10 protein-coding genes and 4 pseudogenes are annotated in these 16,403 nt (G+C 65.3%); 7 read left to right on the top strand and 7 right to left on the bottom strand.

Annotation, left to right across the window (positions count from 1 at the left end):
• Positions 1 to 98: 98 nt before the first annotated feature.
• Together I3K84_RS15965 and I3K84_RS22570 are read left to right on the top strand one after the other, a co-directional pair.
• The gene (locus I3K84_RS15965) at positions 99 to 1,064 is read left to right on the top strand and encodes a LysR family transcriptional regulator (protein ID WP_031942783.1); all 966 of its coding nucleotides are present in this window, start codon (positions 99 to 101) and stop codon (positions 1,062 to 1,064) included.
• Positions 1,061 to 1,297 (top strand): annotated as a pseudogene (locus I3K84_RS22570) (hypothetical protein); the annotation flags it as partial. The gene I3K84_RS15965 and the pseudogene I3K84_RS22570, both read left to right, overlap by 4 nt.
• Before the next feature lie 333 nt (positions 1,298 to 1,630).
• On the opposite strand, the gene I3K84_RS15955 reads toward I3K84_RS22570, so the two are convergent.
• The 4 genes and pseudogenes from I3K84_RS15955 to I3K84_RS15940 all read right to left on the bottom strand — a co-directional run.
• Complete coding sequence (locus I3K84_RS15955; RefSeq protein WP_196994978.1) at positions 1,631 to 3,190, bottom strand: IS91 family transposase; 1,560 nt, start codon at positions 3,188 to 3,190, stop codon at positions 1,631 to 1,633.
• A 62-nt stretch (positions 3,191 to 3,252) separates the two neighbouring features.
• Positions 3,253 to 4,254, bottom strand: coding sequence for an IS1595-like element ISCsp2 family transposase (locus tag I3K84_RS15950; protein WP_011805635.1), 1,002 nt, complete (start codon positions 4,252 to 4,254; stop codon positions 3,253 to 3,255).
• Positions 4,255 to 4,394: 140 nt separating this feature from the next.
• Positions 4,395 to 6,254, bottom strand: a complete 1,860-nt coding sequence (gene lpdA / locus I3K84_RS15945) for a dihydrolipoyl dehydrogenase (RefSeq protein WP_196994977.1) — start codon at positions 6,252 to 6,254, stop codon at positions 4,395 to 4,397.
• 16 nt (positions 6,255 to 6,270) lie between these two features.
• A pseudogene (locus I3K84_RS15940) lies at positions 6,271 to 6,459 on the bottom strand (2-oxo acid dehydrogenase subunit E2); the annotation flags it as partial.
• A 446-nt stretch (positions 6,460 to 6,905) separates the two neighbouring features.
• Between I3K84_RS15940 and I3K84_RS15935 the strand changes: the two are divergent.
• From I3K84_RS15935 to I3K84_RS15920, 4 genes are all read left to right on the top strand, one after another.
• Positions 6,906 to 7,304 (top strand): hypothetical protein, encoded by a 399-nt coding sequence (locus I3K84_RS15935; protein ID WP_196994976.1) that lies wholly within the window; start codon positions 6,906 to 6,908, stop codon positions 7,302 to 7,304.
• Complete coding sequence (gene tnpB, locus I3K84_RS15930; protein WP_196994975.1) at positions 7,301 to 7,648, top strand: IS66 family insertion sequence element accessory protein TnpB; 348 nt, start codon at positions 7,301 to 7,303, stop codon at positions 7,646 to 7,648. Before I3K84_RS15935 ends, tnpB begins: the two co-directional genes overlap by 4 nt.
• Before the next feature lie 80 nt (positions 7,649 to 7,728).
• Positions 7,729 to 9,294, top strand: a complete 1,566-nt coding sequence (locus tag I3K84_RS15925; RefSeq protein WP_196994974.1) for an IS66 family transposase — start codon at positions 7,729 to 7,731, stop codon at positions 9,292 to 9,294.
• The gene (locus I3K84_RS15920; RefSeq protein WP_196994973.1) at positions 9,291 to 9,818 is read left to right on the top strand and encodes a hypothetical protein; all 528 of its coding nucleotides are present in this window, start codon (positions 9,291 to 9,293) and stop codon (positions 9,816 to 9,818) included. The genes I3K84_RS15925 and I3K84_RS15920 overlap by 4 nt, the downstream gene beginning before the upstream one ends.
• Positions 9,819 to 9,947: 129 nt before the next feature.
• On the opposite strand, the pseudogene I3K84_RS15915 reads toward I3K84_RS15920, so the two are convergent.
• A pseudogene (locus I3K84_RS15915) lies at positions 9,948 to 12,680 on the bottom strand (Tn3-like element IS1071 family transposase); the annotation flags it as partial.
• Between the two features lie 132 nt (positions 12,681 to 12,812).
• On the opposite strand from I3K84_RS15915, the pseudogene I3K84_RS15910 reads away from it, so the two are divergent.
• Positions 12,813 to 13,633: pseudogene (locus tag I3K84_RS15910) on the top strand (methyl-accepting chemotaxis protein); the annotation flags it as partial.
• A 141-nt stretch (positions 13,634 to 13,774) separates the two neighbouring features.
• Here I3K84_RS15910 and ftsZ read toward each other — a convergent pair.
• Together ftsZ and ftsA are read right to left on the bottom strand one after the other, a co-directional pair.
• On the bottom strand, positions 13,775 to 15,004 hold the full coding sequence (ftsZ, locus tag I3K84_RS15905; protein ID WP_011806759.1) for a cell division protein FtsZ: 1,230 nt from the start codon (positions 15,002 to 15,004) through the stop codon (positions 13,775 to 13,777).
• A gap of 162 nt (positions 15,005 to 15,166) precedes the next feature.
• Complete coding sequence (ftsA, locus tag I3K84_RS15900; RefSeq protein ID WP_015914259.1) at positions 15,167 to 16,396, bottom strand: cell division protein FtsA; 1,230 nt, start codon at positions 16,394 to 16,396, stop codon at positions 15,167 to 15,169.
• Positions 16,397 to 16,403 lie beyond the last annotated feature (7 nt).

Below are 16,403 nucleotides of genomic sequence, written 5' to 3'. Positions count from 1 at the left end.
CGTGAAGGCTCGGTCGGATGAGGCGGCCGATGCTATTCTTTGCGCCACGCGAGCGGAATGCCGCCCGCGGGTCAAACGCCTTTGCGTGAGGTGCACAGATGAATCCCCTGGGTTTTGCCGAAAGCCTTTCCCTGTTCGTCGACGTGGTGCAGGACAAGAGCTTTTCCGCCGCCGCGCGGCGCCGCGGCCTAGCGGCCTCGTCCGTGGCCCGGCAGATCGACGCGCTGGAGCGCGAGATGCAGGTGCCGCTGCTCACGCGATCGACCCGCGCGCTGGCGCTGACCGAGGCCGGTGCGCTGTTGTACGAGCGCGCGCTGAAGATCCTGCACGAGCTCATGGACACGCGCAGCGAGGTGGTGGCGCTGGACGGCAGCGTGCAGGGCCTGCTGCGCGTGAGCTGTGTGCCCGCGTTCGGCCGCCGCCATGTGGCCCCGCACCTGCCCACGCTGTTCGACCGCTATCCAGCCTTGAATGTCGAGCTGGAGCTGACCGAGCGCGTGGTCGATCCGGTGGCCGAGCGCTTCGACCTCGTGATCCGCATCGGCGACCAGCCCGACAGCGCGCTGGTCAGCCGGCGCATCGGCAGCCAGCGCTATGTGATGTGCGCCTCGCCGGCCTACCTGCGCCGCCACGGCACGCCGCGCTGCATGGCCGATCTGGCGCAGCACCGGCTGATCGACCGCCAGCACAGCACCAGCGTGCGTGGCTGGCGCGAGCTGGCCGGCATCGACTGGCGTCAGCCGCCGCAGGTGGCGCTGGAGAGCAACGACTGCGACACGCGGCGCCTGTGCGCGGCGCGCGGCCTGGGCATCGCACTGATGCCCAACTGGGCCATCGGCGAAGACCTGGCGGCCGGGCGCATCGTGGCGCTGCAGCTGGAAGACGCGCCGCCGGCCGAGGTCAGCGGCATCCACCTGCTGCGGCCCAGCGGCAAGGCGAATGCCAAGGTGCGTGCCTTCACGGAGCACCTGCTGCACAGCATCGGCGCGGCGGCTGGTTGGGTGGGGGCGGTGGAGCCGCAGGCCCGCGGGCCGGTGCTGCAGGCGGACGCCGTGCCGGCATGACGTCGCCCAGGCCTGAGCGCGCCGCCCGGCGGGCAGGGCGCCCGCCACCGCCACGAACAGGAGACTCCATGCCACAGCCCCCATCCGACAGCGACCGCGGTGGCCTCGCGTACTTCGCCGAAGACAGCTCGGCCGAGGTCGTCAACGCCCGCATGGGCGAGGACGCCTCGCCGCGCCTCCAGCAGGGCATGGCCGCGCTAGTGCGGCACCTGCATGCGGCCGTCAAGGAGGTCGAGCCCACGCACCAGGAGTGGCTGGCCGCGATCCGTTTCCTGACTTCCGGAAGGTGGACAATCCCGAAGAGGCCCGCCGCCACGGCATGCAAGCGCCGTTCTGGCGCGTGGACTGGGACTTCGTGCTGGCGCCCGACGGATAGGCGTTTTAACCGCATGAGGCCAAGTATCGCACCGCGGAAGCGCCATCAAGCCGGCTGAGACACTCGATTTTCCCGCCCAGGTGTCAGGTTCACCACCAGGGTTTGGCGTTCAGGAGAGTGATTTGCGGCGCTCGGCGTGTACCGGGCGCAGAGCCAGTTCGCGGCAAGTCAAAATCGCCGCTTTGTTCATTCACCAACTGATGCGCTGATCGACCTCAAAGTCCGGTGCCGGTTGCGCCGCTAGGTCCCAGTCTGCTGGCTCGGTTTGCGCCCCGTCATCCATCTGCGCATCACTACAGTCATCCCACAGCGGTGGCCCGCGCGCCGGGGAGATGCGGGGTGGCTCTGAATCTGCCCCGATGTGGTCCAGGATGTGCCGGATGTCAGCGCTGTGCGTAATGAACGCGATGATGCGCATATGCCCGCCACACAGCGGACACAAGAGGGGGAACACCTCGTAGATGCGGGCGATCAGCACCGCCCACAGGTAGTGCGCTGCACGCTTGGGCAGCACCGGCTCGCTCTGGGATGGCAGCGCGCTGCTCATCGGTACCACACCAGGCGCGCACTCCCCCGTGCTGATCGACGCGCCCAGCACGGGAGCGGCTTGCGCCGGTGTCGCCAGCGCCGTCACCGCAGCCCTGAGCGGCGAGTTGGGTGCCAACACGCCAAAATAGCGGTGCCGGTGGGTGCGTGGCGGTGGCACCAGCGCGGCGATGCGGTCGATCAGTTCCAGCGGTGTGAGGTGCAGCTCATCTGCCTTGGCACCACGCTTGTCACTGGTGGGCTCGCTGCGCTGTTTGGCACAGCGGTACACCAGTTTGCTTCCCTCTTTGCGTAGGCGCTCCATGGAAAACGGTGGACGCGCGCAATAGCGCAGCAGCCGCTCCAGCGCAGCGCGGTCGTGGGCTTCGATGCACACCCCCGCATCCACCGAGAAGCCGCTGTGTTTGTAGCCCAGCATGTCTTTGGCGTCACAGTTCTCCAGCAGGCCCCGAGCAACGAAGGCGCGCAGGATGCGTTTTTGCAGTGTGGTCTGCACTGGGGCCACGGTAGCCGCATCGATGCCGGTGGCCGCGTGAAAGATGACACCCGGCGATGAGATTCGAGGGGTCGCATCAGCATCGCCCTCGCCCTCCACTTCCTCAAACACCCCGTCCACCACACAAACGTGGAAGTGGACGTGTTCATTGAGGCTGGAGCCGAATCGGTGAATGAAGGCGATGGCACCGATGTGCAGGCCTGCCTTGTCCATATGGGCCGCACCGGGGCTGTGGGTCTGCAGAGTTTGTGCGATCACCCGCAGAAAGATGCGCAGCACCATGCTCAGCACCGCTCCGTCGCGCTGCATGAAGTAACGAAGCCGCTTGGGAACCGACAGCACCCACTGGCGCACCGGCAGGCGGGGGAATACGTGATCGTTCAGGTGCGCTGCTGTCTCCACCATGCGCCGGGTGGTGCACGAGGGGCAGACTCCCCGGCCTTTGCAGGAGAAGGCTACAAAGTAGTCGTGCCCACAGTCGCCGCAGCGAGCGCGGGCAAAGCCATGGGCAAAGATGCCGCACTCAAGATACTTGGCAAACGCTTTGCGCACGAAGGGCTTGGGGGTGTGGTGGTCGCCCTGGCCGTCGAACTGACCCGCGCTGGCCAACTCTAGCCAGGTCTCGTAGTGCTCGGCTACCGTTTGGTAGAGCAGCGTGCGTTCGGGGTGGCGTGGGTTGTAGAGCTTGGGCTTGGAAGTGGCTGACATGAATACTGTACAAATGCAAGGGGTATCTATTTAGCTCCAGCAGCCCCATTGATACTGTGATTTCATCCAGCAATGGTATCCGATTGGCTCTCCCCGGTGTTCTTGCTCACGACATCCCCATACGTCACTGGCGGCGTAACCACCGCTTGCTGCAGCAAGCGGTAAAACAGCATCCCGCGTGAGCTGGATGTGCGCCGGTTGAAACGGAACACGAATTCATCGAGATAGGCGTCCAGGTGGTCTGGCTGTACAGAGCCATGATGTGTTCCCAGCACCCAGCGCTGTACCAGTGAGGCGACCCGGTGCACTCCCGCCATGGAGACATGGGCAGGTACGCCTGAGCCGAGCATGACGGTGCGCTGGTGGGTGTAACCCAGTTCTCCCAGAGCGCGGTATGCCGCCGAACCATCCGTGCGTACCTGGGCTCCAGGCTCGACCACCTCCTGCACAAAGGGGATTACGTGGGTGGCGGCGTCTCGGTCAATGCGGCGTAACCGGATGCGCCCAAACCCCTTGGGCTCCACGATCTCCACCGCCATGACCATCAACACTTTGGTGGTGCTGCTCTTGCGCCCTGCAGGGGTGGCGGGATTCTTGCGATCCGTGATGGACAGGTACGTTTCATCCACCTCCACAAGCCCCTTGAGCTTGTCCCGGCCCGGGCGGACCATGGCACGTCGAAACCGGTGCAGCATGGTCCAGGCGGTCTGGTAGCTCCCCAAACCCAATACGCGCTGCAGCCCCAGGGCGCTCACGCCTTGTTTCTGATTGGTCAGGTACCAAGCTGCAGCCAGCCAGACACGCAGCGGTGTGCGCGTCTTGTCAAAGATGGTTCCAGATGTCACTGTGCCTTGGTACTGGCATGAGCGGCACATCAGGCGGGTGCGGCTGGCGCGGTACACATCGCCAGCGTTGCCGCAACGCGGGCAGACGAAGCCTTGGGGCCACCGAAGCTTCTCCAGGAACGCCTGGCAAGCCTCTTCGGTGGCAAACCAGTCAAGAAATTCGTTCCAGGTGCGGGGGTAGTCCCCTCCAGGAGTTGGCGTTAGCATCTGGGTTTCCATCCAGCTATTCTCACGTCACTGGAGCTAAATAGATACCCCTTTCAAATGCACAGTATTCTGCGGCGATTGTTTGGGTACGCAAAGCACAAGGCCCGAACCGTCGCCAGTTCGGGCCTTGGCAGGGTAGCTTGGCTGCGGACTTACTTGCGCGCAGGCGGCACATCCGTGCAACTGCCGTGGGCAATCTCCGCCGCCATGCCGATGCTCTCGCCCAGCGTGGGGTGCGGGTGGATGGTCTTGCCGATGTCCACCGCGTCGGCGCCCATCTCGATGGCCAGGGCGATCTCGCCGATCATGTCGCCGGCGTGCGTGCCGACGATGCCGCCGCCCAGGATGCGGCCGTGGCCGTGCGCCTCGGGGCTGTCGTCGAACAGCAGCTTGGTAAAGCCTTCGTCGCGCCCGTTGGCGATGGCGCGGCCGCTGGCCGCCCAGGGGAACAGGCCTTTCTTGACCTTGATGCCCTGCGCCTTGGCCTGGTCCTCGGTCAGGCCCACCCAGGCCACTTCGGGGTCGGTATAGGCCACGCTCGGGATCACGCGGGCGTTGAAGGCGGCGCTTGCCAGTTCCTTGTTGCCCTGCAGTTCGCCGGCGATGACCTCGGCCGCCACGTGCGCCTCGTGCACCGCCTTGTGCGCCAGCATGGGCTGGCCCACGATGTCGCCGATGGCGAAGATGTGCGGCACGTTGGTGCGCATCTGGATGTCGACGTTGATGAAGCCGCGGTCCGTCACGGCAACACCGGCCTTGTCAGCGGCGATCTTCTTGCCGTTGGGGGTGCGGCCCACGGCCTGCAGCACCAGGTCGTACACCTGGGGCTCGGGCACCGTGACGCCGTCCTTGGCGGGCGCGAAGCTCACCTTGATGCCCTCGGGCGTGGCCTCGGCGGCCACGGTCTTGGTATTCAGCATCACGTTGTCGAAACGGTGCTGGTTCATCTTCTGCCACACCTTGACCAGGTCGCGATCAGCGCCCTGCATCAGGCCGTCCAGCATCTCCACCACGTCCAGGCGCGCGCCCAGCGTGCTGTACACCGTGCCCATTTCCAGGCCGATGATGCCGCCGCCCAGAATCAGCATGCGTTTGGGCACGCCCTGCAGCGCCAGCGCGCCGGTGGAATCCACCACGCGCGGATCGTCGGGCATGAACGGCAGGCGCACGGCCTGGCTGCCGGCGGCGATGATGGCGCGCTTGAACGCCACCACCTTCTTGGCGCCGGTCTTGTCCTGGCTGGTGCCGGTGGTTTCCTCCACCTCCAGATGGTTGGCGCCGACGAAGTGGCCGTAGCCGCGCAGCACGGTCACCTTGCGCATCTTGGCCATCTGCGCCAGCCCGCCGGTCAGCTTGCCGATGACCTTTTCCTTGTGGCCGCGCAGGGTGTCGATGTGGACCTGCGGCGCGCCGAAGTCGATGCCGGCGCTCTTCAGGTGGCTCGCCTCGTCCATCACCGCGGCCACGTGCAGCAGCGCCTTGGAGGGAATGCAGCCCACGTTCAGGCACACGCCGCCCAGGGTGGCGTAGCGCTCGACCAGCACCACGTTCAGGCCCAGGTCGGCCGCGCGGAAGGCGGCGCTGTAACCGCCGGGGCCGCCGCCCAGCACCAGCACATCGCACTCCACGTCGGCACTGCCGCCGAAGCTGGCCGCTTCGGTTTTAGGAGCTGCTGGCGCTTGAACAGCGGGCGCTGGAGCCGGTTTTGACTCAGATGGCGGCGCGCTGGGCGTGCTCGCCGCGGCAGGGGCCGCAGCCGGCGCCGCCGCACCCTGCGCCACTTCCAGCGTCAGCAGCACGGAGCCCTCGGCCACCTTGTCGCCCAGCTTGACCTTGAGCTCCTTGACCACGCCGGCGTGGCTGCTGGGAATCTCCATGGAGGCCTTGTCGGACTCCACGGTGACCAGGCTCTGCTCGGCCCGGATGGTGTCGCCCGGCTGCACCAGCACTTCGATCACGCCCACCTCGGCGAAGTCGCCGATGTCGGGCACCTTGATGTCGATGATTGCCATATGTTGTGCTCCGTCCTTACAGCAGGATGCGGCGGTAGTCCGCCAACACCTGGCCCAGGTAGGCGTTGAAGCGCGCGGCAGAGGCGCCGTCGATCACGCGGTGGTCGTACGACAGGCTCAGCGGCAGCGTGAGGCGCGGCACGAACTGCTGGCCGTCCCACACGGGCTTCATCTGGCTCTTGGACAGGCCGAGGATGGCCACCTGCCTGCGGCGCCAGCTGCGTCATCCTTTTTGCCGCAGGCGCCCAGCGTGACAATTGCTGCCAGAGCCAGGTAAAAAACGGTTGCCGGCAGACGCTGGGGCTGGCGAATAGTGGGCGCCATCGCGTTGTTCAGGTGGGGCATGGAAGTCCTTTTTTTGGGGGCAGGGTGCGGCAAAACTGCGTGATGCTAGCGATGTATGTTGGCATCGGCGGATGACAGTGGCGCAAAAAAGAACGTAGCATACCCACATACATACATCCATGTATGTATATTGGAAAAGTTTCACAACGCGTAGCGTCGCGTTTCGGAGGGTTCAACCATGGCACGACGTACCAAGGCAGATGCCGATGCCACGCGCAACAGCCGTATCTGTCCGCTCTTCCCCGTTCTTGCTGAACTCGTAGCCACCAGGCATCGTCGAGCCTTCCATCCAACAGGAGAACGACGATGCAGCAAGATCTTCCGGCAGCTGGTGACTCGCCCCGCGGCGACGCTGTCGAATCCGGCCAGGTTCGCGACGGCGCCGAGCGCGACGACGCCTTCTGGCTCGCACACGAGGATCGCCGTCTCAGTCAAGGCATGAGCGTGCGGCAGTATTGCCACGACAACGCCCTGGCTCTGTCCACCTACCGCTATCGCCTGGCCAAGCATCGCCGCTCCATCGGCACCATGCCGGCCGCGGCCGAGGCCGCGAAGGGCTCCGCCTCCTTCATCGCGATCGGCTCGCAAAGCGTGCCGTCGATTGCAAGCGACGTGGAGATCGCTCTGTGCGGGGGCATCACGCTGCGTCTGGCGGGTGCGAGCGCCGAGCGTGTGCTTGCCCGGGTGCTGGAGCGACTGGCGTGATCCTGTCCTCGGCGATCCGCGCCTACGTCTACGCCGAAGCCGTGGACATGCGCAAGTCGATCGATGCGCTCGGCCAGATCGTCGCGATGAGCATGGGCTTGAACCCGTTGTCGGGACACGTGTTCGTGTTCATCGCGCGCCGGCGCGACAAGGCCAAGCTGCTGGTGTGGGACCGTCACGGATTCTGGGTTCTGTACAAGCGCCTGGAGCGCGGCCGCTTCGCCGATCCGGCGCGCTTGGCGGGCAACGGCATCGCCATGAGCGAGCTGGTGGCCTGGCTCGACGGCATCGACCTCAGTCGCGTGAAGCGCCTGCCGGCGGTCACAGCATCGATGGTTGCATAGTAGATCGAGCGCGATGGTGTCTAGCAATTCTCGATTCTCCGAATGGCCATGCCGCGAAGTGCATGGGAAGATCATTGCCCATGTCCACCGCCTACCTCGATCGCGCCCAGTTGCCCGACGCGGTGGAGCCTTTGAAGGACCTGGTGGTGCAGCTCGCGCAGCAGCTGCAGGCGGTGCGCGAGCAGGCCGATGCCCAGATGGCCAATCTCGCCCAGCAGCTCGCTGCCTTGCGCCACCGGATGTTCGGCCGCAGCAGCGAGGTGCTGCATGTGGGCCAGACCGAACTGTGGGTCGACACGGTCGAACTGCCCGTGCCGCCCGAGACGCGCGAGCGCGTGGGCGAGCACCATCGCCGCCGCCGTGGACGCCCCGCGATCGATCCGAGCCTGCCGCGGGTGCGCGTCGAGCACGATCTGAGCGAGCAGGAGAAGGCCCAGTTCACCCGGGTCCAGCGCATCGGCGAGGAGGTCAGCGAGACGATCGAATACACGCCAGCCAAGCTGCTGGTGCTGCAGCACGCGCGGCTGAAGTACCGCTGCGAGGACGACCAGGGCAGCAGCACCGTGCGCACCGCCAGCGCCATCACCTCGCCGCTGCCCCGCAGCAATGCCGGGCCGGGCCTGCTGGCACACGTGCTGGTGGCCAAGTACCTCGATCACAACCCGCTGGCGCGCCAGGAGCGTGGCTTTGCGCGCCTGGGCTTTGCCGCCCCGCGGCAGACGCTGTGCGACTGGACGCTGGACGGCTGCGAATTGCTGGCCCGCCTGATGCCGCCGCTAAAGGCACACGTGCTGGCCAGCCCGGTGATCCTCACGGACGACACCACCCTGGCGATGCAGGCCGCACGCGGCAGCGGCGCCGGCAAGACCATCACGGCGCGGCTGTGGTGCTACCTGGCCGGCGGGCACAAACGCGATGCAGCAGGCCAGTGGCAGCCGGTGGCGCCAGCGGCGCTGTACGACTTCACCACCGACCGCTCCGGCGCGCACCCTCGGCGCATGCTCGCCGGCTGGAAGGGGTGGCTGCAGGCCGACGACTACGCCGGGTATCACAGCCTCTTCAAAGGTGGCGACGTCATCCACTCGGCATGCTGGGCCCATGCCCGCAGACGGTACATGGAGGTGGTCAAGACCGCACCGCCCGGCGCGCCGCCTGGCGTGGCCCATGAGGCCCTGCGCTTCATCGGGGAGATGTATCACATCGAGCGGGAGATCGCCGAATCCGACCCTGATCAGAAGCGGTTGCAGCGTCAGCGTCGCAGTCGCCCGCTGCTGGCCGACTTCCACCAGTGGCTGCTGGGGCACGTCGCAGCATTGCTGCCGCAATCGGCGCTTGGCAAGGCGGTGGCCTACACCCTGAGCAACTGGCCCGCGCTGACGGCGTTCCTCGATGAGGGGATGCTGGCGGTGGACAACAATGCCAGCGAGCGGGCGATGCGGCCGATCGCCCTGTCGCGAAAGAACTGGCTCTTCGCGGGCAGCGAACGCGGCGGCCACGCCGCGGCGGTGGCCCTCAGCCTGATCGAGACGGCCAAACTCAATGGCGTGGAGCCGTACGCGTACCTGAAGGACGTGTTCAGCCGCATCAACGACTGCCGCCTCAGCCAGCTGGAACAACTGCTGCCGATGCACTGGAAGCCGGCATGATGATCGAGGACCAGGAGCGTCGGCTGCTCGATGCTCTCGGGCAGGCCAGCAGCCTGCAGCTGTACCGCCTGCAGGCCATCCTGCAGCGGATGATCACCGATCCGAAACGGGTGATCGAGATCCGCCGACAACTTCACCTGGGGCAGACGGTGCGCTACTTCGAGCTGGAGAGCGGGCAGATGCGGCCGGCGCGGGTGGTCGAGATGAAGGACAAGGAGATCCTGGTGCAAGACCAGGCCACGCTGCGGCATTGGCGACTGGCCTATGCGGCGGTGGAACCGCCCGCCTGCGCAGAGACCGACATCACGCAAGGCGCCACGGCGACCATGCCGCCGCCGGCCGCGCCCAAGCCAAGTCGCGACGACTTCCAGCGCGGGCAGAAGGTGTCCTTTGAAGATAAGCACCTGCGCGCTCAAGTCGGGGTCATCACCCGGATCAACCAGCGCACCGCCAGCATCGACACGGGCGACGGTGGGCTGTGGAAAGTTTCCTTCGCGCTGCTGCGTCACGTCGTGGACGTGTGACCACGGGCGCCGGAGCGGCGGCCGGTGCCAAGGTAGCCCTGTCTGCATCGAAAAACCCCCTGTCCATTCAGGAGGTGACGATGCCTGGCCGCGAGCCGGTCAGCAAGTACGGGGTTGGGCGGACACTTACTGCATCTGTGAGGTATTCCACGCCATCACGATGTTGGCCATCAGGCTCAACGCATCGGCCACAGCCTGCATTTCATCGACACGTTTGGCCTGCGCCGGGCTGATCCGGCCGGTATAAATGGCGCGCTTGAGGGCGTTAACAGCCTCGCCCCGATTGAGCACCCGGCGCAACTCGTTCCTGAAAGCGTCCTTGACAAAGTAGTCAGCCAAAAACGCCGTACGCAGCAACCGCCCCAATTGCACGCCAGCCTCATAGATTGGATCGCCCTGGGCGGCAGAACCGAACCGCGCAAGAGCTGCCACCGCACTGGCATGTCCGCTCATGACCGAGGCTGCCAGGTGCACCAGACTATCCCAATGCTTTTCGATCAAAGCGACGTCGACATTGGCTTCGCACACCGCAGCGATTTCTGCGGGCACTTTGGTGCCGCGTGGCACAAAGAGGTGGCGCTGTTTGAGTTCCTTCAACCGCGGGCAAAGATCAAAACCAAGCAAACGGGCATGTGACATGGCAAAGTCGGTGTAGCCATGGGTATCCACAGCAAGCTGGCTGGTCTCCAGCTTTTCTTGGCGGATGACACCTTCAATGGCCACGCCCGCCTGGCGCTCATTGAGCACAAAGGGCTGCGCATGGAAGATGCCCCACCGGTCTTTTACATGGGAGTAGATTCCAATGGAAGGTGTGTTGCGCCGAGGATCAAGCCGGGCTTGCCACACCCGTTTGGTGGTCTCCATGGTCATCATGTCAGAAGATGCCAAATCGGACCGCCCCCAGGTGGCGGCAATCGGGTGTCGCTGCATGAATTCCAGCACAGCCTGGCAGGCCTGGCTCAGACGCCGTTCGTCCCGCGCCCAGCGCATGGCCTGGCGAATGCTGGTGGCAGACAATTGCGGAATCATGCGCGCGCATTCGACCGCAGTCAGACTGGTGCCGTGGGCCATGATGCCGGCATAGACCATCAGCAGCTCGTCGGTAGAGCGCGGCTCACGTCCGAGCATGATCCAGCTAAAGCGCACCTGGGCGTCAACGGCCAGAATCACTTCCGGCAATTGAACCTCACCGATGCGGTGACCCAAAGCCGCGCGCAGCTTGGTCACTTCTGGGTCTTCGTCCTCTGCGGGCAATGGCGACAAATGGAGTTCATCATCCACGCGCAGTACGCCACTGCGGGCTGCAGCGGCCACCGCATCGACACCGGCAGTTACTCTGGCCAGCAAAGGCTTCAAGAAAGTGGCAGCCTTGCTGGGTAACGATAGACGGGCATAGTGTTTCTTGGACTCTGCCTGCCAACGCTCGTCCGTGAAGAACAAGCGCGCACGACCCCGAAAGCTCAGGCTGTGCTCAATCCAGACCGAGCCATTGCGCACCGCGCGGCGCAGGGCAAACAGGGTGGCCACCTCCAACGCCTGAAACGCCCGTTCCCGGTCTGGGCTGGAGATCGAAACCTGCCAGATCATTCCCAGACTTGGTGCCACCACTTCAACTGGCAGCTTTCTGGATCCTTTGAGATATAAAGCTTGCAGCTTGGCAAGGTACTCGATGGCAGGATGCTCGCCGGTGGCCTGCCAGGGCAGCTTTGCAATGGCGACGAGCAACGACCGCACGGGGCGAATTCCATCAATCAATCCCTCGCGGACCAGGGAGGCCCTGCTCGGTGGTTTGCGTTTCTGGGTTTCGGTGATCAAGGCTTCAAGACGGGCACGCAACTCAGCATCTGGCACCGCACCTTGCGCGCTCAAGGCAACAAGTTCGCCGAGCAGCGTTTTGTACATTGCGGCCCAATTGACGGTAGCGGGGACATCGGCGGCAGCCTGACGCCACAGATCGGCGATCCGGCGCTGCACCATAAGGATCAACTGGTCTGTGGTGGTGAACAGGCAATACCGAAGAAAGCATGCGACCTCCACGGTGCGCGCTGGCTCTTTGATCTTGGCTCCGGCTGAGGGCGGCCTGGAGACAAGTCGGCGCGCGTAGCGGCGCAAGATGAGATCGGGGATGTCTGCCAGGTGCTTATGAACGTCCAGCGTGTAAAGCAGGTCGATGCGCTCCAGTACCTCGCTGATTTGGCGGGTTGAGTGTTTCGCCGGTGCAGCCCATAGCCAACTCTGCTGGGTTTGTCCATCTGGGCGCAGCTCTGAAACTGAGGCTCGCCAGCGATCAAGTGTTGCTGGATCAACGCTGGCGGCGATGGCGGTGCCTGTTTCAACTTCAAGCTGGGCAAGTGCCGCCGCAATCAGTGTCCGAATTGCCCGCTCGTGCACGATCACCAGCTTGTTCTTGTACAGCCATTGACGCGCCCGCACGAGTAGCTGATCGCGGTCGGCGCAGCGCGCCACTTCGTCGCGCAGTTCACGTACCAGTGAGCGGCGCTGGTGCTCGCTCATCCACTGGAATCCAAGGACCGTGCAGGCTACTTGTTGGTGATCGAATAGCGTGCGCCCGCGTTCATACATGGCTCTCAGCGAGGCGACTTCTGGTGCTGCAATGCCAAGCTCGTTGCCAAGGTGGCGCCACAAGGCTACTGGAATTACCCGAAAGGCACCGAGCAAACGCCCACTCATGCGCAGGAAACCAATATGGAGCGCCAGACCAAGCTTGTGGGAATCACCTCGGCGTGCATTGATTGCGTCGCGCTCGGCACCATCGAAGGTGAAAAATGCCTTCATCTCGAAGTCGCTGATATCGCGGGGGAGCCCACGCATCCCCAAAAACGTTGTGTGCCAACCCTGCATCGTGAACCTCAAAAGTGGGAGGCCACCATACCCGTTTACAAAGCGAACAGGAAAGTCAATGAAATCAACGGTCTACCCAGACCACCCCCGCGCCAGTGCTAGCTTTGCGTACCGTCACTTATTGCACTGAAAACGAGGAGACCCCTGGAAGAGCTCTCCAGCACGGTGCGCCAGACCTCCGATGCCACCCAGACCGCCAACCAATTGGCCGCATCGGCCGCGCAGGTGGCGGCACGCGGCGGGGACGTGGTATCCCAGGTGGTGAGCACCATGGAAGGCATCAACGCCAGCAGCGGCAAGATCAGCGACATCATCGGCGTGATCGACGGTATCGCCTTCCAGACCAACATCCTGGCGCTCAACGCTGCCGTGGAGGCCGCACGCGCCGGCGAACAAGGCCGGGGCTTTGCCGTGGTGGCCGGAGAAGTCCGCACGCTCGCGCAGCGCAGTGCGCAAGCCGCCAAGGAGATCAAGGCGTTGATCAACGATTCGGTGGAAAAGGTCCGCTCCGGCACGACACTGGTGGACAGCGCCGGCAGCACCATGACCGAGATCGTCAGCAGCGTTCAGCGGGTGACGGACATCATTGGCGAAGTGCGCGCCGCCACCTCCGAGCAAAGCCAGGGCATTGCCCAGGTCAGCACCGCCATGCACCAGCTTGACCAGATGACGCAGCAGAACTCCGCGCTGGTGGAGGAATCCACCGCCGCGGCGGCCAGCCTGCGCGAGCAGGCCATGAAGCTGACGGACGTGGTGGCGCTGTTCCGCGTGCAGGCAGGCGAGGTACAGCGGCCCCGCCCCGCCACGGCGATCACGCGTGCTGCACCCCCGCGGCGCGCCCGGCCGCAAGCGCACCTCGCGCTCTGTCCACTCCCGCGGCACCCGCGCTACAGGCCAAGCCCGCCAAGGCGCCCGGCGCCGGCCCGGACGACGGCGACTGGGAATCGTTCTGACGCCGATCCGTGCGGCGCCCGCAGGCGCCAGCGCGCGCCGTGTAGCGCACGTCATGCGGATGCGCGACCGCACATGAAAAAGCCGCTGGCACGCCAGCGGCTTTTTCATTCAGGCACCTTGGTCGTGGCGCCGGTGGAGCTTCAGTCCGCCTGCTTGCGCAGGAAGGCCGGAATCTCCAGTTCATCCATGCCGCCCGAAGACAGCGCATCCACGCGCGCCGTGGCCACGGAACGGTTGGTGCGCCAGACGCTCGGCACGGCCATGCTGCCGTAGTCGGCCTGGGCCGCACCGCCCACCATGCCGGCGGAAACTCCGACCGCTGCGCCGGCCATCGGCATCTGGTACGCCACGTTGTCCGTGCCGGTGCGCAGGCTGCCCTGCACCACCTGCATGGGCTGGCGGCGCGCGTTCTGGCGCGACAGGCCCGTGGCCACCACGGTCACGCGGATCTCGTCACCCAGCGTGTCGTCGTATGCCGCGCCGAAGATCACATGCGCGTCCGGCGAGGCGTAGGCGTTGATGGTGTTCATTGCCAGCCGCGATTCGGCCAGCTTGAGGCTGCCCTTGCTTGCGGTGACCAGCACCAGCACGCCCTTGGCGCCCGACAGGTCGATGCCTTCGAGCAGCGGGCAGGCGATGGCCTGCTCGGCCGCGATGCGCGCGCGATCCGGGCCGCTGGCCGTGGCCGTGCCCATCATCGCCTTGCCGGGTTCGCCCATCACGGTGCGCACGTCCTCGAAGTCCACGTTCACCTGGCCGTACTCGTTGATGATCTCGGCGATACCGCCGACCGCGTTCTTGAGCACATCGTTGGCGTGCGCGAAGGCTTCTTCCTGGGTGATGTCATCGCCCAGCACCTCCAGCAGCTTCTCGTTGAGCACGACGATCAGCGAGTCGACGTTGGCTTCGAGCTCGGCCAGCCCATCGTCGGCGTTCTTCATGCGGCGCCCGCCCTCCCAATCGAAGGGCTTGGTGACCACGCCCACCGTGAGGATGCCCATCTCCTTGGCCACGCGCGCGATCACGGGCGCAGCGCCCGTGCCCGTGCCGCCGCCCATGCCGGCGGTAATGAACAGCATGTGCGAGCCCTGGATGGCCTGGCGGATGTCCTCCTGCGCAGCCTCGGCGGCCTCGCGGCCCTTGTCAGGCTTGCTGCCTGCGCCCAAGCCGCTTGCGCCCAGTTGGATGGTGCGATGCGCCGTGCTGCGGGTGAGCGCCTGCGCGTCGGTGTTGGCCGTGACGAACTCCACGCCCTGCACGTTGCGCGAGATCATGTGCTCGACGGCGTTGCCGCCGCCCCCGCCGACACCGATCACCTTGATCTGCGTGCCCTGGTTGAACTCTTCGGACTCGATCATTTCGATGGTCATGATGGTGCTCCTGAAACTTGGGTTGTGATTTGCAATTGCCGTAGGTTGGTGTTTGTTAGGGGACGGTCATTGCCGTCGGGCGGAGGTGCGGTACTTCGCCATCGCCCGCGGCGCCGCGGCGGCGGACTGGCGCGTGCCATCCAGAGCGGGGGGAAGGTCATGTCAGAAGTTCCCCACGATGAAGTCCTTGAAGCGGCCAAATGCGGTCTTCACCGACCCGCTCTTGGCTGCCACCTTGAAGCCGCGCAGGCGCGCCAGGCGCGCCTCTTCCAGCAGGCCCATGACCGTGGCGGCGCGCGGCTGGGCAATCATGTCGGCCAGCGCGCTGGAGTACTTCGGGATGCCGCGGCGCACGGGCTTGAGGAAGATGTCCTCGCCCAGCTCCACCATGCCCGGCATGACGGAGCTGCCGCCCGTGATCACGATGCCCGAGGACAGCACCTCCTCATAGCCGGACTCGCGGATCACCTGCTGCACCAGCGAGAAGATCTCCTCCACGCGCGGTTCGATCACGCCCGCCAGCGCCTGCTTGGACAGCATGCGCGGGCTGCGGTCGCCCAGGCCCGGCACCTCGACCTGCGCCTCAGGGTCGGCGAGCAACTGCTTGGCGTAGCCGCTCTCCACCTTGATGTCCTCGGCGTCCTTGGTGGGTGTGCGCAGCGCCATCGCGATATCGCTGGTGATCAGGTCGCCCGCGATCGGGATCACCGCCGTGTGGCGGATCGCCCCCCCGGTGAAGATGGCCACATCGGTGGTGCCCGCGCCAATGTCCACCACGGCCACGCCCAGTTCGCGCTCGTCATCGGTAAGGACGGCCTGGCTGCTCGCCAGCGGGTTCAGCATCAGCTGCTCCACTTCCAGGCCGCAGCGGCGCACGCACTTGATGATGTTCTCGGCCGCGCTCTGCGCGCCGGTCACGATGTGGATCTTGGCCTCCAGGCGGATGCCGCTCATGCCGATGGGCTCTTTGACATCCTGCCCGTCGATCACGAACTCCTGCGGCTCCACCAGCAGCAGCCGCTGGTCGCTGGAGATGTTGATGGCCTTGGCCGTCTCCACCACGCGCGCCACGTCCGCCGGCGTGACCTCCTTGTCCTTCACGGCCACCATGCCGCTGGAGTTGAGGCCGCGGATATGGCTGCCCGTGATGCCGGTATAGACGCGCTGGATCTTGCAGTCGGCCATCAACTCGGCCTCCTTCAGCGCCTGCTGGATGCTCTGCACCGTAGCGTCGATGTTCACCACCACGCCGCGCTTCAAGCCATTGCTGGGGGCTACGCCCAGGCCGGCCAGCTTCAGCTCGCCCCCGGGCAGCACTTCAGCGACGACTGCCATGACCTTGGCGGTGCCGATGTCCAGCCCCACGACCACGTCTTTGTATTCTCTTGCCATAGTTCTC

Origin of the sequence: Diaphorobacter sp. JS3051 (genome assembly GCF_015832135.1) — a bacterium.
Lineage (GTDB): Bacteria > Pseudomonadota > Gammaproteobacteria > Burkholderiales > Burkholderiaceae_C > Diaphorobacter > Diaphorobacter nitroreducens.
The sequence above is the reverse complement of the archived record's forward strand: the minus strand, read 5'-3'. Positions and strand labels throughout refer to the sequence as shown.